Origin of the sequence: Shewanella avicenniae (assembly GCF_017354945.1) — a bacterium.
Lineage (GTDB): Bacteria > Pseudomonadota > Gammaproteobacteria > Enterobacterales > Shewanellaceae > Shewanella > Shewanella avicenniae.
The window spans coordinates 1,358,228-1,381,988 of the sequence record NZ_CP071503.1 but is presented as its reverse complement, the minus strand read 5'-3'; the positions used below and the strand labels follow the sequence as shown (position 1 = coordinate 1,381,988).

Here is a 23,761-nt window from a genome sequence, read left to right as displayed (position 1 = left end):
ACACAAGGCCACAAGGATAAGCGAGGCTTTACTATGAAATCTTGGAAAAATATGGCATTGAGTTTGGCTCTGGTTGGCGTGTCTAGCATCAGCACTGTTGCGATGGCAGCGACTTACAACATCGACCCAACTCACACTAGCGTCGTAGCATCATGGAACCACTTCGGTTTCTCAAACCCTACTGCTGATTTCAGCGACGTGACCGGCAAACTGGTATTTGACGAAAAAGCACCAGAAAAATCATCAGTGACTGTGACTATTCCAACCAAAACTGTGAACACTCACGTACAAGCACTGACTGACGAATTCATGGAAAAAGATTTCTTCGATGTGAAAGCGCATCCAGAAGCCACTTTCGTGAGCGAAAAAGTGACTAAAACTGGTGAAAAAACTTACGACGTCGTCGGCAAAATGACCATCAAAGGCATCACTAAAGAAGCCACATTGAAAGTGACCCTGAACGGTCAAGGTGAACACCCAATGAAAAAAGTACCTGCAATCGGCTTCGATGCAGTGACTACTATCAAACGTTCTGAGTTCGACATGGCTAAATACGTACCATACGTTAGCGATGAAGTGACTATCCGCATCACTACTGAAGCAACTGAATAAGCGCTGAGTTCCCCCAGCCAAAAACGCCCGCCCCATGCGGGCGTTTTCTTTTGCAGAAATTGTTGCCACAGCTACTTCAGTTACACCTCAGACAGCGTTATGCTGCCGCCAACCTAAGCCAACAAACATGGAGCGTGGCTTTGCATAAATTACAGTTTCCACCTGAGCCTTTTGGCACTCTTCTCGGTTACGCCCCTGGCGGTGTCGCTATCTATTCAAGTGATTACGATTCCATTAAGCAGCACCAAGTCGACAAGCCTAGTGATTACCGCAGTTACATCGGCAATGAATACATGGGCTACAAATGGCAATGTGTCGAATTTGCTCGTCGCTGGCTGTATCTCAATCGCGGCTTAGTGTTCACCGATGTGCCAATGGCTTATGACATTTTTGCCATTCGTCATCTGCGCCATGTGGAAGATGATGCCCTGTTACCATTGAATGCTTTCGCCAACGGCGGCAAACGCGCACCTGAAGCAGGCGCGTTATTGATTTGGGCGGAAGGCGGCGAATTTGAAGTCACTGGCCATGTGGCGGTGATTACCGAAGTGCTGAGCGATAAAGTGCGCATTGCAGAACAAAATGTGGAACATTGCAAACTGCCGCTTGGCCAGCAATGGTGCCGCGAGCTGCAATTGGAACGTACCGCCGAACAAGGGTATCGCATTATTGAAGGGTATCCCGATACCCGTATTTTGGGCTGGATGATCCAAACCGACGATGCCACCAATGCAGAACCCGCACATTGGGTTAATCCAGCGCTGTTTGATATCAATTCGCGGCTGATGCCCCACCCTATCAGCCAAACAAGCTGGTTGAATGAACAAGATCCGTTGCAAGCGGCGTTTGTGCGCGCCATGAATGGCCATTTTCTTACCAGCAATCCAGCCGAACAATGCCGCTATTTCAGAATGTCTGCCACCGCTGAGCGGGAGTTAATCCGCGCCACCAACGAGCTGCACCTGATGTACTTGCACGCCACAGAGCAAGTGCTGCGCGATGATTCGCTGCTGGAACATTTTAATATCCCTAAAGTGTTGTGGCCCCGGTTAAAACGCTCTTGGCAAAGCCGTCGCCATCAGATGATCAGTGGCCGCTTTGATTTCTGCATGACCGCCAAAGGCCTCAAAGTGTATGAGTACAACGCGGATTCCGCCTCGTGCCATACCGAAGCGGGGTTAATTCAAGGGCTGTGGGGGCGAGCTATCGGCTGTGAAGATGGCGAAGATGCTGGCGCAGACTTATTGGCATCAATGACCGAAGCGTGGCGTCACAGCGGCGTAACTGGCTTAGTCCACATTCTGCAAGATAAAGACAAAGAGGAAGATTACCACGCCCAGTTTATGCAAAAAGCGATGACCAAGGCCGGCATCGACAGCCGGATTATTCGCGGCTTTGATTCTTTGGCGTGGAACGACAGTGGCGAAATCGTGGATGCACAGGGAGATGTGATCAGCTGCGTTTGGAAGACCTGGGCATGGGAAACCGCGTTAGATCAAATTCGCCATGAGTGTGAAGATGACCTCAATGCGCCGCCGATCCGCACTGGTCATCCTGAGCAAGCGGTACGACTGATTGACGTATTGTTGCGCCCAGAGGTGCAAGTGTATGAGCCGCTGTGGACACTGATCCCCAGCAACAAAGCCATTACCCCTGTGTTGTGGCAATTGTTCCCGAACCATCGTTACCTGCTAAATGCCAGTTTTGAACTGACCGATGAGCTCATCGCCCACGGCTATGTGCGCAAACCAATTGCCGGACGCTGCGGTGACAACGTCAGTCTGGTGGACAAGCACGACAGTGTGCTGGGTGAAACTGATGGTCGATTTGGTGAACAAGATTGTATCTATCAGGAGCTTTGGCGCTTGCCTGAAATCGACAAATATCGTGTGCAGGTGTGTACCTTTGCCCTTGGCGGCAGTTACGGCGGCAGTTGTGTGCGGGTTGATGAGTCGCTGATTATTACCACCGATAGCGACCTGTTACCGCTGCGGATTGTGACCGATGACGCCTTGTAATATTGGCCGCTAAAACATTCGATAACGCTCAACACTGTCATCGCTGATGTGAGTTAGCTGATATGGGTTATCTAAGGCAAGTTCCGCATCAATTCATACGAAAAAGTCCTGCAATTTGCAGGACTTTTGTCTTTTAGCGGTCAACGCAAATGCTAATGATGCTTGCCACCACGATCGGCAATGGCATCGGTCAGTGCAAACAACACGCCTGACACCACAAAGGTTAAGTGAATACCCACTTTCCAACCGAGTTCGGCGTTGGTCATGGTGTCAGACTCCACAAAGGATTTGAGCAACTCAACCGCGGAAATCGCCACAATTGCACCAATCAATTTCAGTTTAAGATCGGAAAAACTGACCTTGCCCATCCAGCCGGGGCGGTCTTCATGATCGCCAATCGCCATTTTTGAGACAAAGTTTTCATAACCACTGAAGGCAATAATCAGCAACAGACTGGCCAATAACGCGCTATCCACCAGCGTTAGAATACTGATGATGGGGTTTGCTAATGAGCCGGTAATCACCCCTGACATGAGGAAATACAGCTCTTTACAAAACTTAATCAGTAGCGCGATTACCGCAATCATCAAGCCAACGAAAAATGGCGCCAACAACCAACGGGCGCGAAATAGCAGTTGTTCGAGTGCGGTTTCCAGTTTCGACATATTCACAACACCTTCAATCACAAGTTTGAGTTAACAGTGAAGCATCATCTCTGATCATACTGTTATCAGCAAGTCATCCCACTAAAATTGTGGTTGATAACTGCGCCAATCTCTATGATTTTACGCTTGAAACTTGGCATTTTTATGATGTTAAGTTGCAATCAACCGCCCCACAAAGCAAAAAGGCGAGCTTTGATGCTCGCCTTGATGTTCCACGCAATAAACCCACTGTTAACTTAGTCTAGCGATGTCGTGACTCAGCCAGTTCATCATGTGGTTTCGGTACTCATTACAGCACAGCTTTAATACTGTCAGCGATTGGGGTTGTTGTACGGCCAATCAGGGCTGATAGTTGATGACCATCATCGAACAAGCCACCTTTCGCCGCACCAGTTTCAGAGTTACCGAGTACCGCTGCAAATGGGCCAGGCACACCAACTTGTTCCAGTAAGCCGACATAGTCAGCTTCGCTCAAATTACGGTATTCGACCGCTTTACCACTGGCATCTGCAATGGCTTGGGCAAATTGTGTCAGAGTAAAGGCTTCATCACCTGCTAATTCGTAAACTTTGCCAGCTTGATTGTCGAGAGTCAGCACTTTGGCAGCCGCTTCAGCATAATCTTGACGAGTAGCAGTGGCTAAACGCGCATCCCCTGCACAACCAAATACTGCGCCGTGTTCTACCGCACTGGCAACGCCCATGGTGTAGTTTTCACTGTACCAACCATTACGCAGCAACACCGCAGGAATGCCACTTTCGGCAATATAGTTTTCAGTGGCGATGTGTTCTTCGGCCAATACCAATGGTGAGCTATCGGCACGCAAAATACTGGTGTAAGCCAGCAGTTGTACGCCAGCTGCTTTAGCCGCATCAATCACCGCTTTATGTTGTGGAAATCGTTGACCAACTTGGTCAGATGAAATCAACAGCAGTTTATCAACACCCGCAAAGGCTGCTTTCAAGGTGTCTGGTTGAGTGTAATCCGCATGACGCACTTCAACACCTTTTGCTTTTAAATCATCAGCTTTAGCCACGGTACGGACTGCGGCCACAATTTGATTAGCAGGAACAAGGTTCAACAACGCGTCAACAACCAAGTGGCCTAATTGGCCTGATGCACCAGCTACAGCAATCATAATCTTCTCCTAAATTTACATATTTGATTGTGCGTTTTAGTGGTAAAACGCCGTTGAGATATATACTATGCCCATAACAAACTTTTAGTAAGTACATACGAAAAGGTAAGTATAAAATGAGTAATTCCTTAACTTCAGAAGGGCTGGCTGCATTGATGCAGCGAGGCAACCTGTTCTCAGATAAGTGCCCATCGCGTGACGTGTTAAAGCACGTTACTAGCCGTTGGGGCGTGTTAGTGTTACTCGCGTTAATGGACGGCGAGCAGCACCGTTTTAGCGCCCTCAAGCGTAAAATTCTCGGCGTGAGCGAAAAGATGCTGGCGCAAACCCTACAGCTGTTGGAAAGCGATGGCTTTGTTAAACGCACTGTATATCCGGTGGTGCCGCCGCATGTGGAATACTCGTTGACCGACTTAGGCCACAAGATTGCCGCTCAAGTGGTTGGGCTTGCCGATTGGATTGAAGAAAACTTCCTGCAAATTATGCAAGCACAAGAGCAGTATCAAGCCCAGCAAACCTCTAATTTGCAGCACTGGCAGTCATAACCGATTTCAGCTGAGGTATCGCACAAATCTTTGTTTGCCATGAAAACAGGGTTTGATTTGCTGCGCGTGGCCATTTATTGTCTTTGAACTTCACCGTATTCGTACAAGGACGCTTACATGGCCATCACTGAGCTTGATGCCAGCCAACTCTATCGCAAGGCCGAGCTGCAACAACTGCCCACCACGGTAGAATCCACCAAAGAACTAGAACCACTGGATGAAATTATTGGCCAAGAGCGGGCGCAAAAGGCAGTAGAGTTTGCCATGTCGATCCGCGACAAGGGCTATAACATCTACGCTGTAGGCAAAAACGGCTTAGGTAAGCGCACCATGATGCTGCGCTATCTCAAGCGTCATGAATTCAAAGATCAGCCGTTATTTGACTGGTGCTATGTGGCTAATTTTGATGAGCCGCGCACCCCACAAGTGCTCAAACTGCCAGCGGGCAGCGGTGCCCAATTTAAAAAAGAAGTCGAAAAAATGGTGCTGCGCTTGGTCAAAGCGCTACCGCTGGCGTTTGACAATGAAGTCTATTACCGCCGCGCCGATAAGCTGAAAGCACAACTATCGCAACGTCAAGAAGCCACCCTTTCCGAGCTTGCTGAAGAAGCACGCGAGATGCATATCCGTTTGGTGGTCAGCCCTGATGGTGACTATCAACTCATCGCCCTGAATGGGGATGAACCCCATAGCGACGAAAGTTATGACGCGCTCTCAGAGGCTGAGCGGGAACGGTTTGACGACAATATTCGTCATCTTGAAATCCGTTTACGTGGCATTGTGCGTCAACTCACTGAATGGGAAGAAGAATTCAGCAACAAGCAGCAACATCACGATGAGCAAGTTGCCCGTGAAGTACTGACCCATTTTTTCAAGCCTTTGAAAGATGACTATCGCCAAATCAGCGATGTGCGCAATTTTCTGTCAGCGATGCAGAAAGATATGCTCAATAACCTCGATATCTTCTTGGAGCAAAGTGAGGATCAACTGGGGCTGGCCTACGCGTCGCTAGAGAAAAAAATGCCACGGCGTTACCAGATTAACCTGCTGGTCAATCAAGAGTCAGAACGCTTTCCGGTGGTGGTTGAGGAAAACCCAACCTATCACGGCTTATTCGGCTATGTTGAAAGCGCCACTTATCGCGGTACGGTGTTTACCGATTTTTCCTTGATCCGCCCAGGCAGTTTACACCGCGCCAACGGCGGTGTGCTGTTGATGGACGCCATCAAAGTGTTAGAGCGCCCCTATGTGTGGGATGGGCTGAAACGGGCATTACGTTCCCGCAGCTTAGATCTTAACTCGCTCGAGCGGGAAGTGACCCTGTCTGGCACTGTGTCATTGGCACCTGAACCCGTCTCGTTAGATGTCAAAATTGTGCTGTTCGGCGATTATGAAACCTATCAATTACTGCAACAGTACGACCCAGATTTTAGTGAACTATTCCGCGTCACTGCTGATTTTGAAGATGTGATGCCACGTGATGAAAACGCCGAAGCCTTTTATGTGCGTTTTATTACCTCAATTGTGCACGATAACCAACTGCTGCAGTGCGACCGTTCTGCGCTGGCACGGATTATTGAGTACAGCAGTCGCCAAGCCGATGACCAAACCATGTTATCACTACACTCTGCTGACATTGCCAATCTGCTACGTGAAACCCATTTTTGCGCTAAATCGGCCAATGCCCGTCGCATTCGTGCGACCCATGTAGAGCAAGCGCTGCAACAGCAGGAGCAACGGGTTAGCCGCTTACGCGATCAAATGATGTTGGGTTTTGTACAAGGCACCAATCTGATTGAGGTACAAGGTAAAGCGGTGGGGCAAATCAACGCCTTGTCGGTGTTAGCAACGACTGATCATCAATTTGGCATGCCAAACCGCATCACCGCCACCACAGCGTTTGGTCGCGGCGAAGTGCTCGACATCGAACACAAAGTACGCTTAGGCGGTCGCATTCATAGCAAAGGGGTGTGGATTTTAAGCGCTTACATCAATGGCTTACTTGGCAAAGATGCGGCGGTGCCACTCACGACCTCGCTTACCTTCGAGCAATCCTATTCTGGCGTAGACGGCGATAGCGCCTCAATGGCGGAATGCTGCGCGATATTGTCAGCCATAAGTAATGTGCCATTGCGGCAAGATATTGCGATTACTGGCTCTATGAACCAATTCGGTGAGGCGCAACCCATTGGTGGCGTGAATGAAAAAATCGAAGGTTTCTTCGATGTGTGTGTGATTAAAGGCCGTAAGAATTCGCAAGGGGTGATTATTCCGAAACGTAACGCACATAACCTGATGCTAAAAAAAGAAATTGTTGAAGCGGTCAACAAAGGACGTTTTCATATCTGGACTGTGGAGCATGTAACAGAAGCTATGGCTATTTTAACCGATACTGAAGTATCAAAAGCCAATCGTTATGGTCGTTTCCAGACCGATTCACTGATTGGGATTGCGCAACAAAATATCGAAAAATTGCGCGAAAAAGCCAAAGCTAAGTTATAAATAAAGTATCCCCGTCTGTTGAGTGCTGTCTCGGAGGAGTATGAACAATCGTCGCCATATCATCACCTTAATACTGACGATAACGCTAGTATTATCCGGTTCTGTTCAGGCGAGCGATGCTCCATCTGAGACGGTGACATTTAATAACGACATCTGGTTTCCCTATGTTGATGACAGCCCTAGCGGTGGTATGGCGTTAGAAATTATCCGCGCAGCATTGGGGCATCATCAAAAACAAGTCACACTGCAAATCAAACCTTGGTCGCGCGCATTTCACGATGTCACTCAATGCCAAAACGACTTGGTACTGGCTTGGTATGTCAGCGCCCGCGAACAGCACGTGTACTACTCTCATCCTTTTTTAAAAAACCGCCTGAGACTGATTAAACGTAACGGTGATAGCTTTGAATACACTGATGAAGCCAGTCTAAAAGGAAAGCGGATCGGTACCATTCGGGGCTATGACTATCAGGATGTGTTTCACGCCGACCATGGTTACAGCCTTCACCCCAACTCCAATTTAGAATCGAACCTCAAAATGCTGCAGGCAGGCAGATTAGACTTGATCGTTGAAGATGAAATTGTGGCATCTTCAACGATTTTTGAGCTGAATATGGGACGTAGTTTTAATTTCACCGGTGAGCCACTCAATGAACGTGAGTTGTTTGTGGTGACAGGCCGCTGTAATCCTGCAGCTGCTGAACTGCTTGATGCTTTTAACGATGGTCTAGAGCAGATCAAAGTTAACGGCGAATATGCACAAATTTTTGCGAAACACGGCGCTAAGTTGCAAAGCCGTAACGCTTCAGCAGTGCTGCGCTCAACCTTGCATTTAACCCAGCAACGTTATGCGCCATCTGTGCCACCGACTTGGTCAATGCTGGTTGCCAGCCTCAATCGCTAAGTCTGCGTTCAGCTATCCCTCAGGCTTTAAAGCCGATTCTAAAGCCGCCCCAATGTTTGCCGTTGACGTAGATAGGCACCGACAGATCATGCATCACCTCACCAGTATCACGCTTATAGGTTTGCAGTAGCATGGCTTCCGTGTGTTGTCCGCAACGAATGCCCGTCGGGTCATTAAACAGACGCTTGGTGCGATTGTTAACAATGTCTTGCTGCTGATTGCCGCTCAACGGCTGACTAAAACGCTTGTTGTGGGTGGGGAAATAGCCCTTACGATCGACAGCACCGGCATAAATCACCGCAGGCAAACGGCTCAGAATCGGTTCTTGAATTGCGGGAAATTGCTGATCGGTAAAGCGGTCGAATCCGGTCGAGTATTTCGCGGGCTCCGTAGTGCCAATCCGTTGATAGTTGGGGTTAAACAGTTGCTGTTCACTAAACTCGCCCGAGGCCAATCCTTGGGCCAAGAGCTTGCCACATGCATCAGCAGCAGCTGCGGCTTCATGGAACACTTGCTGATCAAAGGTATCGGTTTTCCATACCGAGAGCGCGGTAAAAATCCCTTCTGTTTTTTGCGAAAACTCAAACGCTTGCTTGGAAATAACGTCTGAACGGCGTTCGGTATCTTGTAATAGGTCGCTGATTTGCCCTATGGCATCCGAGATATGCGCCGTGGTATCGCGATAATCGCGTAACGACGCGTCAATTTGCCCCAAGGCATCCGCCGAGCTTTCAACGCCTACGGCAATGGTATCAAAGCGTTGTTCCAGCGCAGACATTGCATCAACCGTTTCGGCGGTACGTGATACCACCCGATTCATCAATGTAGAGGTACTGTCGGTTTGTTGCCGAATATCAGCCAACATACTGGCGATATGCTGGGTCGATTCAGCAGTCTTGGCGGCTAAAGATCGCACCTCATCAGCCACCACCGCAAAGCCACGACCGGCATCGCCTGCGCGTGCTGCCTCAATTGCGGCGTTCAACGCCAACAGATTAGTTTGCGCGGCCAGATTGTCGATCACATCGGTGATTTTTTCGATCGCATCCGCTTTGGATTTCAGTTCGGTGACATGCCCGGCCGCACTTGTGACATCGGCGCTCAGTGTATGAATGGCGTTAAAACCACTGACGGCGAATTCCCGTCCTTCTATCGACAACTGTTTAGATTGCTGGGCTTGTTCAACCACTGCTTGCGCGTGTTCACTCAGAGCAATGGTTGAATCTGATAATGCAGAGGCGGATCGGTTAATACTTTGTGCAGTATCGCCGCTAAATTTGATGGTCTTTTTTAATTCGTCAACGAAATGCGAGACTTCTGCGCCACCAATCGCGATTCCGCTGGCATCTTTGGCGATTTTACGCGCTGAATTAAGCTGGGCATAGTTGTCCAATGCGGGGGTTGTGTTGTCGTCAATATAGCCTGCGGGTTGTGCCATCAAGCGCCAAACCAAGATGAGCGAGGGCAAAAATAATAAGCCGCCCCACAGGTAATCCGACAACTGTTGTGCGGCAAAGAGAAACGTTATGCCCTGCATTAGGGCGCTGCCACAAAGTAAACTCGCGAAGCTCCACTGCCACTTACGTTCCTTTCCACCCATGTGTGCTCCCAACAGCAAAATATTTCATATAGAGCTAAAGAATAAGTCATGAATAGCTACTTTGCCGTGTAAGGAGAAAAATACGTTTATAAAACAACAAAGGAACCGTTAGGTTCCTTTGTGATGCTTACTTACTGGAAATTATTTAGATAAATCCATTTCCTGAATGATTTCATGAGCAATCGGCGGTGTGGTGCAAACAGGCTTTTCGTGTAGATCCGCTTTGAGTTGGCCTTTACGATGTTTAAGCGCTGCGTCGAGTTTCTTCACAGCATTGGCGATAGCGGGATACATGACAGGGTCATTGCCTGAAGCGGCAACCGCAACACCTTCATAATTGGTGCGCAAGTCAGCTTGATACTCTCCATGTTCTTTAGCGATGATTACATCAAATCCAATGAGTCCGGGAAAATGTTTAACGATCTTGGCAAGCTTTTCTTCTACGTGAGTGCGGACTGAATCGGTAACTTCAACGTGATGACCTGAAATCTGAATTTTCATAGGCTTTCCCTTTTTTGTTGTCTCATGTATAGAGCTTGGGACTTTTTAAGCAAAACACAAGAGCCCGTAGCGGATTAAATGCAATACGGACTCATTTTGTGTGATGAATGGAGAAAAATTCAGCAAATTACTGCTCACGGCAGACGCTTTGTAACCAAAATTGCTCTGATAATCGCTGACTTTTAACCGACAAACGACTGACTTTATCGCTGCGTTGTTCCGCTGCGTGAGTATGTGTTGCACTGTCTGTCGCTAAATCACTGATGGTGACAATGGCACGATTGATCTCTTCCGCCACCAAGGCTTGTTGATGTACGGCTGTTGCATTGGCCACAGTCATCTCATCCAGTCGTTGAATGGAGTGACGCAGCGCCTCGAAGGCTTGGCTCGCTTCATCGGCAAGCGCCATCGAACGTTTTGCATCAGACTCACCAGCTTGCATTTTTTCGCTGGCATGTTGTGTGGTTTGCTGGAATTTACGAATAATCTGCTCGATACGCGTTGTTGACTCACTGGTACGACTCGACAGATGACGTACTTCATCGGCAACCACGGCAAAACCGCGACCTGCCTCACCCGCGCGCGCAGCTTCAATTGCGGCGTTGAGCGCCAACAGGTTAGTTTGGTCGGCAATAGCTTGGATCACGCCCAACACTTCGGTAATCGCTTTACTGTCATATTGAATTGCATCAACCACTGTAGCGAACTCACCAATACGACTATTTAATGCACCAATGGCATCAACGACTTTATTGAGGCTTTCATCGCCCATCGCCGTAGCGGCAATGCTGGATTTCATCTCCTCGGCTGACAACTTGAGGTTATGGCTGACTTCGTTAAAGCTCGCCGTCATTTCTGACATGGCCGCACCGGCCTGCGTGGTTTGCTGGCTTTGATTATCAGCACGCGCCGCATTGGCTTTTAACGTATCAAGGAGATTAGCACTTTCATCACTGATCGCAGTGGCCGAGTCGGCCATGCGGCCAATCACCCCACCGGTTTCAGCCGACAAATAGCTTAACGCCAAACTGACCTGTCCAACTTCGTCTTGACGGCCACTATAAACAGCACGTGCCAACGGGTCATCGACAATCGCTTTGGCGCTGGCGGCTAAGTTCCACAATGGTGCCAACCAGCGTTGACTCACCAGCAACCAACTGATCAGCGGTAATAATGCCCACCACGGTGAGATAAATGACACACCAAATGCCACCAGCAACATCAGCGCGCCGAACAACTGCAAACCACGGCCAAAGCCGAACAAGGGCTTACGTAGTTCTTTCGGCGTTTTACCGTCGTTAATCTGCTGATAAATACGGGTGGCCGCTGCGACTTGTTCACGAGTCGCAGCATGCCGTACCGACTGAAATTCATGTAATTTACCGTTTTCCATCACTGGCGCGGCATAAGCGTTAACCCAGTAATGGTCGCCGTTTTTGCAGCGGTTTTTCACAATCCCCATCCAAGGTTTACCTTTGGTGAGATTACTCCATAGAGTGTTAAATGCGGCCGAGGGCATGTCGGGATGGCGCACCACATTATGCGGCTGTTGGCTGAGCTCAGCTTTGGAAAAACCACTTACATCAATAAATGCTTTATTAACGTACTTAATATTACCTTTGAGGTCAGTGGTCGAAAGAAGAATATCGCTATTTGAAAGTTGGTGCTCTCGCTGAGTTACGGGCTGGTTGTTGCGCATCGACGGTGAATCTCCTATTGCTTGGTAACATTTCAAGTACAGCATAAGGCAGTAATGTTAGCTGTTGATGAATTACCGCATATTTTCACGCTACGACGATGCGCCTGTCACAGCAAGCAACAGATTGCCACTCTGCAAGCTTGATCAGATTTTGCCGATTAATGATGCAAGGCGCTTAAATTTAAGCCAGAAAAGGCGTCTTGTAGAACAAGCCACACTCCCTTAAAAGTGTGGCTTGTTGTTTGTGAGTGATACCACCAGTTGCTACTGACACTTTTTACCTCGGCAGCTCGTATCGCCACCGGTATTTCCGCCACCGCCGCCGTTAGTTACACCATCACAACCATGACGGGTGAGATAGTCGAAAGCCACTTTCGCTTGAACCAAACCATAACCGGTTTCCACATCTCGCCCCGCACTGCCAAGATCCTCAGCCGTTGCCTGTAAGGCTGAGCGGATTTGACTATTACTGCATTGCGGAAAATGACTCCACACTAGTGCCGCGACCCCCGCTACATGTGGCGTCGCCATCGAAGTACCATCAAAGAACGCATAGTTACCCAAGCTCACTGCCAATGTTGCCGCAGTGGGCAGCGATGCCAGCAATGTGGCGCCGTCAGTGTCAGAAACACTCACCGATGGGATTACCGTTGCCACGCCTCCCAAGGTGCCGGCAAAGTTACCCGCCACATTGTTATAGATAATGGCGCCAACCCCACCGCTGTCTTGGCATGCAAGCACCTTGTCAGAGAACGCAATATTGCCGCGGGCAATCAAACACAACTTGCCAGCCGCATTACACAGGCTTTCACCAGTGCCACAATTGACCAAATCACCCGCGGCGGTCAACGCCGGTGCGCCAGCGAGCGGAATAGCTTCAAAAGATTGATTGTTCACGACAAAATTGGCGACGTCCCCCGTACCCATCGGCACAGAAGATTGCACCAACACGCCAGGAGCGGCTAACTCGACTTGACTGTTGTATTGCGAAAAACTGGCGCGCTGCTTGTTACTGTCCACGGCAGCGACCGACACCACCGCCGCGTATGATGCAGGATAAGAGCTGCGGCTATTACCGTCATTACCCGCCGCCGCAATACTTAGCACGCCAGCGCTATCTGCATTGGCAAAAGCGCGTTCTTCGGTGCGACTTTTAAAACTGCCGCCCAAACTCATATTGACCACATTTGCCCCTGCGTTTCGGCAGTTATCCAAGGCTGAAATCAGACTCGAGGAATAGCCCCAGCCGTCAGCATTGAACACCTTCACAATGAACAAATTGAGATTGCCATTGGGGTTTACGCCAACCACACCAACATTGTTGTTGTACGCCGCAATGGTACCCGCCACATGAGTACCATGGTGGTTTTGGTCGTCATACCAATTTCCGGTGCCGGGATCATTAACCCCTGAGACGCTGTTGCCAACAAGATCATCATGGGAAATTTGATAGCCTGAATCGATAATGCATACCGTCATATTGCCGGTGTTTGCATCACTCACTTGATCAGCCTGTACCATCGCAATGCCATAAGGCGTAGTTTGCATTAACGGATAACGTTTTACGTCGGGTTCGACATAATCGATATTGGGGTTGTGCTGCAAACCGTGAAGGGCTTGTGCAGGAAGGGTAAAGGCTGCGGCATCATGCAGCGCCAGATCAAGCTCGAGTTTAGCGCCATTGGCAGCTAACATAGCCTTAACCGCCGGCCCTTTACCTTGTTTGAATTTTACTATGTAACGTTCACCTTCAGCTGCGACTAACGCACCGCTAAACAACAGTGTTATCGCCGCAACAGGCAGTAGAGCATGTCTCATCGCCAATACTCCTTAAAGGTTCACCGAGTGACCTTTTTACAGCATATTTACACTTAAAAGTTAAGCAGCAACTAATGTAAAAGCAAACTCGAAATGGCGTGTTGACGAGGCAAAATTTCATTGCGATTTGAGGCGCCAAAACATTTGCTTTAAAAAAGTAAGTTAAAACAATGCACTCATTCGGCAGGAATTGATCTATAGTCCCCCTAGTAGCATGTCCTAAAATCGGAGCAATACTATGAGTTTTCATGTCACCGTATCGTGGCAAACTTCCCCCGCCCCAGAAGGGGAATTTAACCGCGACCATCAGATCCAATTTGGCAGCGGACAGCAAGTCGGTGCGTCAGCAGCACCGGAGTACAAAGGAAACTCGACGTTAGTTAATCCAGAAGAGAGCCTCTTGGCCGCCATCTCCTCTTGCCATATGTTGACTTTTTTAACCATCGCCCATTTGAAGCGATTGCCAGTTGCCAGCTATCAAGATAACCCGATAGCGGAGATCGGCAAGAAAGAATCAGGCAAGATTGCGATTACTCATATTAAGCTCAGACCTAAAGTGGTGTTTGAAGAAGGCGCCGAGGTGGATGCTGAACTGATTGAGAAAATTCACGAGAAAGCTCACGCCAACTGCTTCATCGCCAACTCGTTGGCGGCTGATACTGAAGTCATCATCGAGAGTTAATTTACACCAGTCTAGTCGGTTAATTTCGTTAAAAAAAACGCCAACACATTTCTGTGTTGGCGTTTTTTTGTGCAAGCATAGCCGCTTAGTTGCGGATATCTTGTGCTTCACCGCTTGCCGGCATTGGCAAGGCTTTGAGTGGTGCAACCGGTTGCTGCTTCAATTGTTGCTGCAGGTAATCAATGGCACGATTTAGCTGAGCATCTTTCCCTTCAAAGGTAGCAAGTGGCAGGTTATCGACCTCGATATCGGGACTGATCCCACGGCCTTCCACCACCCAGCGGCCATCAATGGCGTATTGCGGATATTCTGCCACCCGTGACATGCCACCGTCGGTCAAACGGTTTCGGCCCGACAACCACACGCCAGCACCTGCTGTTTGCTTACCAATCAGCGGCGCAACACCTAAAGCTTTAATCCCAGCAGAGAAGGTTTCGCCATCGGAGTAAGTCAGTTGGTCAGTTAACACCACTAGTTGGCCGCGGAATGCTTGCTGCATGTTCGGATAAGGCGTGCCGTGTGTCGGCTGCCAGAACATCCACGCTTTGCGCAGCAGCTTTTCAATCACCCAGCTATCAATGTTGCCACCGCGGTTACGGCGAACGTCGATGATTAAGCCATCTTTCTCGAAATTGGCGTAAAACTCACGGGCGAAATTGGCAATGTCGCTCGCGCCCATTGCATATAGATGCAAGTAACCGATTTTACCCTCACTGGCTTTGGTCACTTTGTTGGCATTGTTGTTCACCCAATCGAGGTAACGCAGCTGGCCATCCTGTGCCAACGACACCGGCTCGACCACGGTTTTCAGTGTGTCGCCTTTGCGTTTAAGCTGTAACAATACTTGTTTGTTGGCTTGATTCCGCAGCAAGGTACTCACATCGGCAATGCTGCTGATACTGCGCCCGTTAATCGCGCTAATGATATCGCCTTCTTGCGCATCGACGCCCGGTGCATCAAGTGGGGAGGCGCGGTTAGGCAGTTCAGGATCATTGCGATAGATATGGCTGATAACCACGCCATTTGCAGTTTGGCTTAAGTTCGCCCCCAACGCTGCCGGAGTGGGTTTCGCCGCATCTTGGGCAAAATCACCACCGCGCACTTGTGAATGCAATGCATCAAGTTCGCCCATCATCTGAGTGAAGATATCTGCCAGCTCATGGCGATCCGTCACCCGCGCCAGCAAAGGCGCATATTTTTGTTTGGTAGCAGCCCAATCTACACCGCGCATCTTCTTATCAAAGAAAGACTCACGATGCATAAGCCACGCATCTTCAAACATCTGCTTCCACTCTTGCTGTGGCTGCAGTGCCAACTGCCATCCGTCAAAACGAACTTTGGCATCCTCTAGCTCAGATGGCAGTTTCTCAGCCGCATCCACAATCAGCATCTGTCCCGCTTGCGTCCCTTTAAAGAGGAAGATTTTGTCGCCATCAGTGGAAAGCTGATAGCTGCGTACGTCTTTAGCAAAGGTATCCACTTTGGCTTTGTCGTGATCGTACTTAATAAACTTCACGCTATGATCTGTGCTCGACGCGAGGTACAAGCCTTTCTCGCTGATCTGCAGCCGTTGATAGTTATCCGCTGCAACAGGCACTTGCCACAAACGCTGTGACAAGCCCTGCCAATCAACCACTAACGCCGGTTCTTCATCGTCATCCTTTTTCTTGCCTTTCGGTTTGTAATCCACCAGCTCATTAGGTTGAGCGAATGGGAATTGCGCCGATTTTTCCAACGCTACCGCGTAGATTTCAGTGCGCTTATCAAAACCTGCACCAAGGTTACGATCGCCCCAAGGCGAACTTGGGGTACTGTTAAAATGACGGTTTGAGAGAAAATACAGCCACTTACCATCGGTGCTAAAGGCAGGCGAGAACGACTCATATTTGGTGGACGTCAGCAGTGCTGATTTGCCGTCTTCCAGCGCTAACAACATGATTTGTGGTCGAGGAGAGCCGAGTTCACTCTTGGTCAACGCCAGATAGCGGCTGTCAGGCGACCACACAATATCTTGATACGGCGCGAGTCCTTGATCATCGGTAGCTATCTTGCGGCTTTTGCCATTTTTCAAATCCAGCAGCCATAAATCCCCTTGGTAATCATCGCTGACCAGATAACGGCCATCCGGCGATAACACTAGGCTCATGCGCATATTTTTGCCGTCATGGGTCAACTGTTTCGCCTTGTCGCTACCATCGGCGGCATATTGCCAGATCTCTTGCTCACCCGACTTATCGGAGATGGCATAGACATGCTTGCCATCTTTGGACATCACCGCATTGCGAATACGGAAGCTGCCATCTGAAGGCAGTTCTACTAGGCGGGTGCTATCGGTGCCGGCAATTGCCACATGGCTGCGAGCAGTCAACACTACCTTGTCGCCACTTGGCGATAGATTGAAATCTTGTGCGTATTGCAGCGGGTTGGTGATCCAACGTTCATGACGCTCAGGAAAATCTGATTGCAGATCAATGGACTCCACCACATCTTTACCGCTGGCAAGATCCAGCAGATGAATATCAGCACCCAATTGGAACACAATGCGGCCATCGTTTAACGACGGGCTACGCACCTCAAAATTTTGGTAATTCGTCAGTTGCTTGGCATCTTTACCGTCTAAGCTCATTGACCAAATATTGGCATTACCAGATTGATCGGACACGAAATACAGCCGGTTTTGCCATAACATTGGCGAGCGAATCGACCCATCGTGAGCCGCGCTTAAATGTTCAGCTTCCTGTTTGCTTCCCAGCTTGTAACGCCACAACTCGCCTTTGGCGCCGCCACGATATACCCGCGCGTTATCACCGGTGACTTGCAAGCCAAAGCGAACAAAGTAGACATACTCACCAGCCGCATCCACTACGCCCTGCACCGCATCCGCTAACGGAATATCTTGCGTGACTAACGAGCTAGGATTGACCGTTTTTAACACCCAGTAGTTTGCTGGGCCGTTGGCGCTATCCGTGGCATAAAGGATGTCGCCAGTTGCAGTCCATCCTTGTACCCGCACGCGGCTATTTTCAAAAGTCACGCGCTTGGCGCTGCCACCGCTAACGGCAATAGTGTACACCTCATCAACGCCATCATAGTTGGCGACAAATGCGAGGGTTTTACCATCAGGTGAAATTTTGCCACTCACCTCTTCCGCAGGCAGGCTGGTCAAGCGTGCCGCATGGGCGGCACCAAGTTGCTGAGTCCACAGATCACCTTCGGCGGTAAATACCAAAGTATTGCCATGCAGATCTGGAGCACGATAGTAGCCTTGAGCCGCAGTAACCGCGCTGCTGGTGCAGCCCAATCCTAACGCGAGCAAGCAACAGGCGACAGAATGACGAAGTTTCATGAGAGGTTATCCTGTTTGAGCATGATTATTTTTCTGTTTAAACCAACAAACTAACAAAGTCAGCACTAAGATTCAGTAACACCGCCGCTGAAGAAGTTTTAGCAAATGTGTCTGTCGCTAACGGCTATACCGCCTCGCTGACACTATCTGCATCACAGCAAGCAGCATTTCGCGAGTTAGGTCACAACGACACAGTGGTGCGCAGTCTTAAAATATGCGCCCGCTCGAACAGCTATCAGGAGCCCAAGGTGCCCAACAGTTCAGGATTTCGGCAGCAGTTATTTTCGTTAAGGCTTGGCTACGCCCTGCGCGACGTGTTGTGTCGCCAAGGCTACCAAGGGCGTCAGTTACTGAATGACATCATCGCCGGGATTACCGTAGGCATCATCGCCATTCCATTAGCGATGGCGTTAGCAATCGCCAGTGGCGTTGCGCCGCAATATGGACTGTACACCTCGATTATCGGCGGCTTCGTTATCGCGCTTTGTGGTGGCTCGCGCTTTTCTATCTCAGGCCCCACCGCGGCGTTTGTGGTGTTGCTATTTCCGATTGCGCAGCAATATGGGCTGGCGGGATTGTTGATGGCCACGCTGATGTCCGGCGTGATTCTTATCATTATGGCGCTGCTGCGTTTAGGACGCTTAATTCAATACATTCCGCAGTCGGTTACCTTAGGGTTTACCGGCGGTATCGGTATTGTGATCGCAGTGCTGCAGGTGAAAGATTTCTTTGGTCTCAGCGTCGACAAAATGCCGGAGCATTTTATCGAAAAGCTGATTGTACTCATGCAGCAACTGCCGAATTTTGATCTGCCGAGCACCACAGTTGCTGCGGCTACGCTCGCCACTATGCTGTTATGGCCAAAATTAAAATTGCCAGTGCCAGCGCATTTACCCGCCATTGTCGTTGGCACGCTGTTAGCGCTTTTGTTGGCCAATGCTGGCCACCCAGTTGAAACCATCGGCAGCCGTTTTCACTATCTGTTGCCCGATGGCAGCATGGGCGCGGGCATTCCCGCTGTGTTACCCGAGTTTGAATGGCCTTGGTTGCGCGTCGGCGCTGATGGCGCAGCGCTTGGATTAAGTTGGCAAACGCTGCAAACCTTGGCGCCATCTGCGTTCGCTATTGCTATGTTAGGTGCGATTGAATCGCTGCTCTGCGCAGTAGTGTTAGATGGCATGACCAACAGCCGCCACAGCGCTAACAGTGAACTACTCGGCCAAGGCATTGGCAACATTGTTGCGCCCTTGTTTGGTGGCATTACCGCAACCGCAGCGATTGCCCGCAGCGCGGCCAACGTCCGCTCCGGCGCACAAAGTCCGATTTCGGCCATGGTGCACTCAGGGGTGGTATTGCTGGCACTGGTGGCACTGGCGGGGATATTGTCCTATCTGCCCATGCCTGCCATGGCCGCCCTGTTGATGGTGGTAGCGTGGAACATGAGTGAGGCGCCCAAAGCGGTCGAACTGATTAAGAAAGCGCCGCGCAGTGATATCTGGGTTTTTGCCAGTTGCCTATTGCTGACAGTGGTGTTTGATATGGTGGTGGCAATCTCTTTCGGCATCATGTTGGCGGCGCTGTTGTTTGTGAAAGAGATTGCGGACATGACGCGGCTATACGACATCAGCAATAATCGACGTTATGTAGCGTGCGACCTCCCAGCAGACTGGGCGGTGTTGAAAATCAACGGCCCGCTATTTTTTGCTGCCGCTGAACAGGTATTTGCCGATATCGCCACGCTCACCCAAGATAAAAAAGTGATTGTGCTAGATTTCGATGGCGTGTCCATCTTGGATGCTGGCGGCCTTAATGCCCTCAATAAACTGGTACAACGCTGCCAACAAAACGCCACGCAGCTGTATATTGCCGAGTTGCAGTTTCAACCGATCCGCACCTTAGCCAAGGCAGGCGTGCAACCGATTGAAGGGGTGCTGAAGTTTTATCCGTCGCTCAAAGAGTTGTTAAATGAGCTGTTACCCTGTGACGAAAAAGCCTAAATAATTTGACAGTTGAGCGCTGCGCGAGTGAGTCATACTCATGGGCGCAGCGGCAACGGCCATTCCGCGTTCGAGTACCGATTAACCAACCGCAAAAAACACAGCGTTTGCATTCACGCAACTGTCCGCGCAGCTAAAAGGCAGCACATCGCTAGGGTTCATGTTATGATCCGCGCAAATTTTTTGAGTGGTATTTAAAATACCGCTCAAAGCCAAATAATGACCCTACATTTTAAAAAATACCCGTGTTAAGGAGTGATCATGCAAGCCCTCGTTGCTGTCGTTATGGGATCAAAGAGCGATTGGCCGACAATGGAAGCCGCCGCTGAGATCATGGACATCTTGAAGGTGCCATACCATGTTGAAGTGGTAAGTGCTCACCGTACTCCCGATAAGCTGATTGAGTTTGCGGCAACCGCAGCGGATAAAGGCTTCAAAGTTATTATTGGTGGCGCAGGCGGTGCAGCGCATCTACCTGGCATGTTAGCTTCAAAAACGCGTCTGCCTGTGTTGGGCGTGCCGGTGCAAAGCAAAGCACTCAATGGGATGGATAGCTTGTTGTCTATCGTGCAGATGCCAAAAGGTATTGCCGTGGGCACCTTGGCAATTGGCACTGCCGGCGCATTTAATGCAGGGTTACTGGCCAGCCAAATTCTGGCGACTAACGATGCTCAATTGGCGGAGCGTTTAGAAGCATTCCGCGAAGCACAAACACGTTCAGTGCTGGATAATCCAGATCCTCGGGAGGCATGATGTCAAACACAGTTTGGGTACTCGGTAACGGCCAATTAGGCGCAATGCTGGCACATGCCGGTCAGCCGCTGGCGTTAGATGTCCGTCCCATCGACATCATGGCACCAACCGAAGAAAAGCTGCCAATGCAGCCAGATCATATTGTCACCGCCGAACGTGAGCAGTGGCCTGAATCCGCATTGAGCTTACAACTGTCTGAACACCCTCAGTTTATCAATGGTCCCGTGTTTGGCCGTTTAGCCGACCGCTTTACTCAAAAGAGCCTGTTGGATGAGCTAAATGTTGCTACTGCGCCGTGGGAATTGGTAAGCGATAGCAGCGCTGCTGAGCAACTCTACGCCAAATATGGCGAACGCGTCTTGCTCAAACGCCGCACCGGTGGTTATGACGGACGCGGTCAGTTTTGGCTAAAACAAGCTGAGGCGACACAAGTACCCGATGACTGGCGCAATGAAGCGATTGCCGAACAAGCCATTAACTTTGATGAAGAAGTATCGCTGGTAGGTGCTCGCACCCATGATGGTCGCTGTGTGTTTTATCCATTGACCCTCAATTTGCATCAAGATGGCATTTTGATGGCATCAATTTCGCCACTGCCACGACTGCAAAAATTACAAGCCGAAGCCGAAGCTATGTTGTCCACCATCATGAATGGCCTCAACTATGTCGGCGTAATGGCGATGGAATGCTTCCGCGTGGGCAAACACCTGCTGGTGAACGAACTTGCTCCTCGAGTACACAACTCAGGACACTGGACCCAAGCGGGTTGTCATATCGACCAGTTCCAACTGCATCTGCGTGCCTTGTGCGACTTGGCAGTGATGACGCCACAAGTGAACTTCCAATGTGTGATGGTTAACTTGATCGGTATCAACAAAGATGACCGCTGGCTATCGCTGCCGAATGCTGAACTTTATTGGTATAACAAGGAAGTACGCCCTGGTCGCAAAGTCGGCCACCTCAATTTATCTGTGATTGATAAAGAGGTACTGGCCGACAGTATCGCCCAGCTGCAGCAATGGATGCCAAGTCAGTATCAAGCACCGCTGGCTTGGATATTGGCGCACTATCAAGCATGATGATGTCGCAGGGCCGCTAAGCCTGTGCAGCTAAAGGAGTTGTTCATTGGACTTTAACCACAGTAGCGAACTTGACGATGTAAGAGTCTCCACCAGCCAACATCTGCTGTTGTTGCTGGTGCCCATGCTACTGTTTGGTTTGCTGTGCTGGATGTTCAGCGGCCCGGGACAATATCCTTGGCTGCTGCTTTGCGGCGTTGGCATCATCTACTATCTGGCCTACAGCTTAGGCTTTTTTCTCTATTTTAGTGTGCTCAGCCACCAGCGCGATAAAGTACACCAACTTACCCAAATCAACGATGCCACCATGGAATTGATGCAACTGCATCAGTACTGCGGCAGCGAGCATGATTTTCTCAGCGCGCTGTTATCCAAAGCGATGAATTTGATCCCAGCCGCCGAATTTGGCTCAGTGATCAAAGTCGATGAGTACAGCAAACGACTGCAGTTTGAAGCGGCGGTAGGCTTGGATGTCAAACGGCTGCAACAGCTCAATATGCAGTTGCATCAAACGTTTCAATATAAGATGACTGGCGGCCGATGTGATCGCGCCATTTTGCTCAACGACACCGACGGTGGTATTGCTGCGGATGCGCACGGTGCAGAACACATTGCCGACAATCGCATTCGCGCGACCCTGTCCTGCCCCATCCATGTCGATGGCAAACTGTATGCGCTATTGAACCTCGATAGCGAGCAGCCCGGTAGTTTCAGTGATTACGATGTGTCTATCGCGACGATTTTGACCAACGCAGCAGCAAATGCGTTGGCGCTCTATCAACACGCCCAGTTGATTGATCAGCTACGCAACTACGATAACTTAACGGGGCTGGCCAACCGCAGCTACTTTGAAGAGCAGGCGATTCAGTGGCCGTTACGCTCGGGCGTGCAAAGTGAGTTAATTCTGATTGATTTGGATAACCTCAAAGAGATTAACAAGCAGCACGGGCTTGAAGCTGGCGATGAAGCACTGCGGCAGCTCGGGCGCACCTTAAAAGAATGCTGGCCAGCGAAAGCCCTGCTAAGCCGCTTACGGGGTGATAAATTTGCGGTGTTAACCTATGGCGACTCAACCCAGATCAATGCTTGGCTATCCGACGTCAGCTTTGAATTAAGCCGCCGAATTCCCGGTTTACGCTTTACCGTGGGCAGCGCTATCTACTTGGGAAATTTGGCAGAAGCCTTTGATATTGCTGAACAAGCTATCGTGTCACGGCAACAGCATTTAGCCAAAAAATAAGCGCCAAAACCAAGAAGAATCGAGCTCCTTTTTGCAGCTTTTGTATTGCGTGGCATATTTACGTGAACGGGCATCGACTTTTTTTGCCACTTTCACCAGCCACTGTTTTTTCCAATAAGTGCCGCGTTTATAACCGCCCCAACCTTCGTGGTAATTCAGATATTGATTCTTCGCATCCCACTTAGACACACCATTCAGCTTATTGGTTTTCCAGATAAACCAGCCCATAAAATCCATGGCATCATCAAAGTCACTGCGACTGGCCCAGCCATTGCCGGTCTCACGCACATAGTCATCCCAGGTCATGGTTTTGGCTTGAGCATAACCATAGGCATCACTGGCGCGGCCTATTGGAATAAAACCTAGAACATATTCCATCGGTGGTGCGGCATCGTGTTTAAATGAGCTTTCTTGATACATCATCGCCAACGGCACATGCACTGGCACGCCCCACTTATCTTGCGCATCGAGCGCCGCATCATACCAATCGCGGTTTTCACGAAAAATTTCGCAGATATTATCGGGATTTTCGGGAGGCGACGTCGCGCACCCTGCTAAGGTGACTGTGGTGAGTGCGCCTATCAGCATAGTTTTCAGCCAATAAGCCAATGAATGTTGCGCAGCAAAACGAAATTTAACCAAACCAGAATACCGCAGCCGGG

Annotated in this window: 18 protein-coding genes; 10 read left to right on the top strand and 8 right to left on the bottom strand. The window is 49.8% G+C overall.

What is annotated here, in order from left to right; genetic code table 11:
* Positions 1–33: 33 nt before the first annotated feature.
* Together JYB87_RS06105 and gss are read left to right on the top strand one after the other, a co-directional pair.
* Positions 34–612, top strand: a complete 579-nt coding sequence (locus JYB87_RS06105; protein ID WP_228729958.1) for a YceI family protein — start codon at positions 34–36, stop codon at positions 610–612.
* Positions 613–752: 140 nt separating this feature from the next.
* A complete protein-coding gene (gene gss, locus JYB87_RS06100; protein WP_207355994.1) occupies positions 753–2,630 on the top strand; it encodes a bifunctional glutathionylspermidine amidase/synthase in 1,878 nt (625 codons plus the stop codon).
* Between the two features lie 152 nt (positions 2,631–2,782).
* Here gss and JYB87_RS06095 read toward each other — a convergent pair whose 3' ends face one another.
* Together JYB87_RS06095 and JYB87_RS06090 are read right to left on the bottom strand one after the other, a co-directional pair.
* Positions 2,783–3,295, bottom strand: a complete 513-nt coding sequence (locus JYB87_RS06095) for a TIGR00645 family protein (protein WP_207355993.1) — start codon at positions 3,293–3,295, stop codon at positions 2,783–2,785.
* A gap of 289 nt (positions 3,296–3,584) precedes the next feature.
* Positions 3,585–4,433, bottom strand: coding sequence for an SDR family oxidoreductase (locus tag JYB87_RS06090; RefSeq protein WP_207355992.1), 849 nt, complete (start codon positions 4,431–4,433; stop codon positions 3,585–3,587).
* Positions 4,434–4,549: 116 nt separating this feature from the next.
* On the opposite strand from JYB87_RS06090, the gene JYB87_RS06085 reads away from it, so the two are divergent.
* From JYB87_RS06085 to JYB87_RS06075, 3 genes are all read left to right on the top strand, one after another.
* Complete coding sequence (locus JYB87_RS06085; RefSeq protein WP_207355991.1) at positions 4,550–4,978, top strand: winged helix-turn-helix transcriptional regulator; 429 nt, start codon at positions 4,550–4,552, stop codon at positions 4,976–4,978.
* A 117-nt stretch (positions 4,979–5,095) separates the two neighbouring features.
* Entirely contained in the window at positions 5,096–7,480 is a 2,385-nt protein-coding gene (locus JYB87_RS06080) for a Lon protease family protein (protein WP_207355990.1), read from the top strand.
* A 40-nt stretch (positions 7,481–7,520) separates the two neighbouring features.
* Positions 7,521–8,384, top strand: a complete 864-nt coding sequence (locus JYB87_RS06075) for a substrate-binding periplasmic protein (RefSeq protein ID WP_207355989.1) — start codon at positions 7,521–7,523, stop codon at positions 8,382–8,384.
* 19 nt (positions 8,385–8,403) lie between these two features.
* Here the strand turns inward: JYB87_RS06075 and JYB87_RS06070 are convergent, their stop codons facing one another.
* From JYB87_RS06070 to JYB87_RS06055, 4 genes are all read right to left on the bottom strand, one after another.
* Complete coding sequence (locus JYB87_RS06070; RefSeq protein ID WP_228729957.1) at positions 8,404–9,984, bottom strand: methyl-accepting chemotaxis protein; 1,581 nt, start codon at positions 9,982–9,984, stop codon at positions 8,404–8,406.
* A gap of 141 nt (positions 9,985–10,125) precedes the next feature.
* A complete protein-coding gene (gene hpf, locus JYB87_RS06065) occupies positions 10,126–10,485 on the bottom strand; it encodes a ribosome hibernation-promoting factor, HPF/YfiA family (protein WP_207355988.1) in 360 nt (119 codons plus the stop codon).
* Positions 10,486–10,612: 127 nt separating this feature from the next.
* The gene (locus tag JYB87_RS06060) at positions 10,613–12,184 is read right to left on the bottom strand and encodes a methyl-accepting chemotaxis protein (protein WP_207355987.1); all 1,572 of its coding nucleotides are present in this window, start codon (positions 12,182–12,184) and stop codon (positions 10,613–10,615) included.
* A gap of 264 nt (positions 12,185–12,448) precedes the next feature.
* Positions 12,449–14,002 (bottom strand): S8 family serine peptidase, encoded by a 1,554-nt coding sequence (locus JYB87_RS06055; protein WP_207355986.1) that lies wholly within the window; start codon positions 14,000–14,002, stop codon positions 12,449–12,451.
* A 238-nt stretch (positions 14,003–14,240) separates the two neighbouring features.
* On the opposite strand from JYB87_RS06055, the gene JYB87_RS06050 reads away from it, so the two are divergent.
* On the top strand, positions 14,241–14,684 hold the full coding sequence (locus tag JYB87_RS06050; protein ID WP_207355985.1) for an OsmC family protein: 444 nt from the start codon (positions 14,241–14,243) through the stop codon (positions 14,682–14,684).
* Positions 14,685–14,769: 85 nt separating this feature from the next.
* Here the strand turns inward: JYB87_RS06050 and JYB87_RS06045 are convergent, their stop codons facing one another.
* Positions 14,770–18,030, bottom strand: coding sequence for a S41 family peptidase (locus JYB87_RS06045; protein WP_207355984.1), 3,261 nt, complete (start codon positions 18,028–18,030; stop codon positions 14,770–14,772).
* Between the two features lie 248 nt (positions 18,031–18,278).
* Here JYB87_RS06045 and dauA point away from each other — a divergent pair, with 248 nt between their 5' ends.
* The 4 genes from dauA to JYB87_RS06025 all read left to right on the top strand — a co-directional run bounded on the left by dauA (position 18,279) and on the right by JYB87_RS06025 (position 23,099).
* Positions 18,279–20,027 (top strand): C4-dicarboxylic acid transporter DauA, encoded by a 1,749-nt coding sequence (dauA, locus tag JYB87_RS06040; protein ID WP_207356613.1) that lies wholly within the window; start codon positions 18,279–18,281, stop codon positions 20,025–20,027.
* 261 nt (positions 20,028–20,288) lie between these two features.
* Positions 20,289–20,780: a 5-(carboxyamino)imidazole ribonucleotide mutase gene (gene purE, locus JYB87_RS06035; RefSeq protein ID WP_207355983.1), complete on the top strand. Its 492-nt coding sequence runs from the start codon at positions 20,289–20,291 to the stop codon at positions 20,778–20,780.
* Positions 20,780–21,859: a 5-(carboxyamino)imidazole ribonucleotide synthase gene (gene purK / locus JYB87_RS06030; RefSeq protein WP_207355982.1), complete on the top strand. Its 1,080-nt coding sequence runs from the start codon at positions 20,780–20,782 to the stop codon at positions 21,857–21,859. The genes purE and purK overlap by 1 nt, the downstream gene beginning before the upstream one ends.
* A gap of 46 nt (positions 21,860–21,905) precedes the next feature.
* Positions 21,906–23,099: a sensor domain-containing diguanylate cyclase gene (locus JYB87_RS06025; protein ID WP_207355981.1), complete on the top strand. Its 1,194-nt coding sequence runs from the start codon at positions 21,906–21,908 to the stop codon at positions 23,097–23,099.
* Here JYB87_RS06025 and JYB87_RS06020 read toward each other — a convergent pair.
* Positions 23,085–23,687 carry a transglycosylase SLT domain-containing protein gene (locus JYB87_RS06020; protein WP_207356612.1) on the bottom strand — a complete coding sequence of 201 codons (603 nt, stop codon included), beginning with the start codon at positions 23,685–23,687 and terminating at the stop codon, positions 23,085–23,087. The two genes, JYB87_RS06025 and JYB87_RS06020, sit on opposite strands and share 15 nt — an antisense overlap.
* Positions 23,688–23,761: the final 74 nt, after the last annotated feature.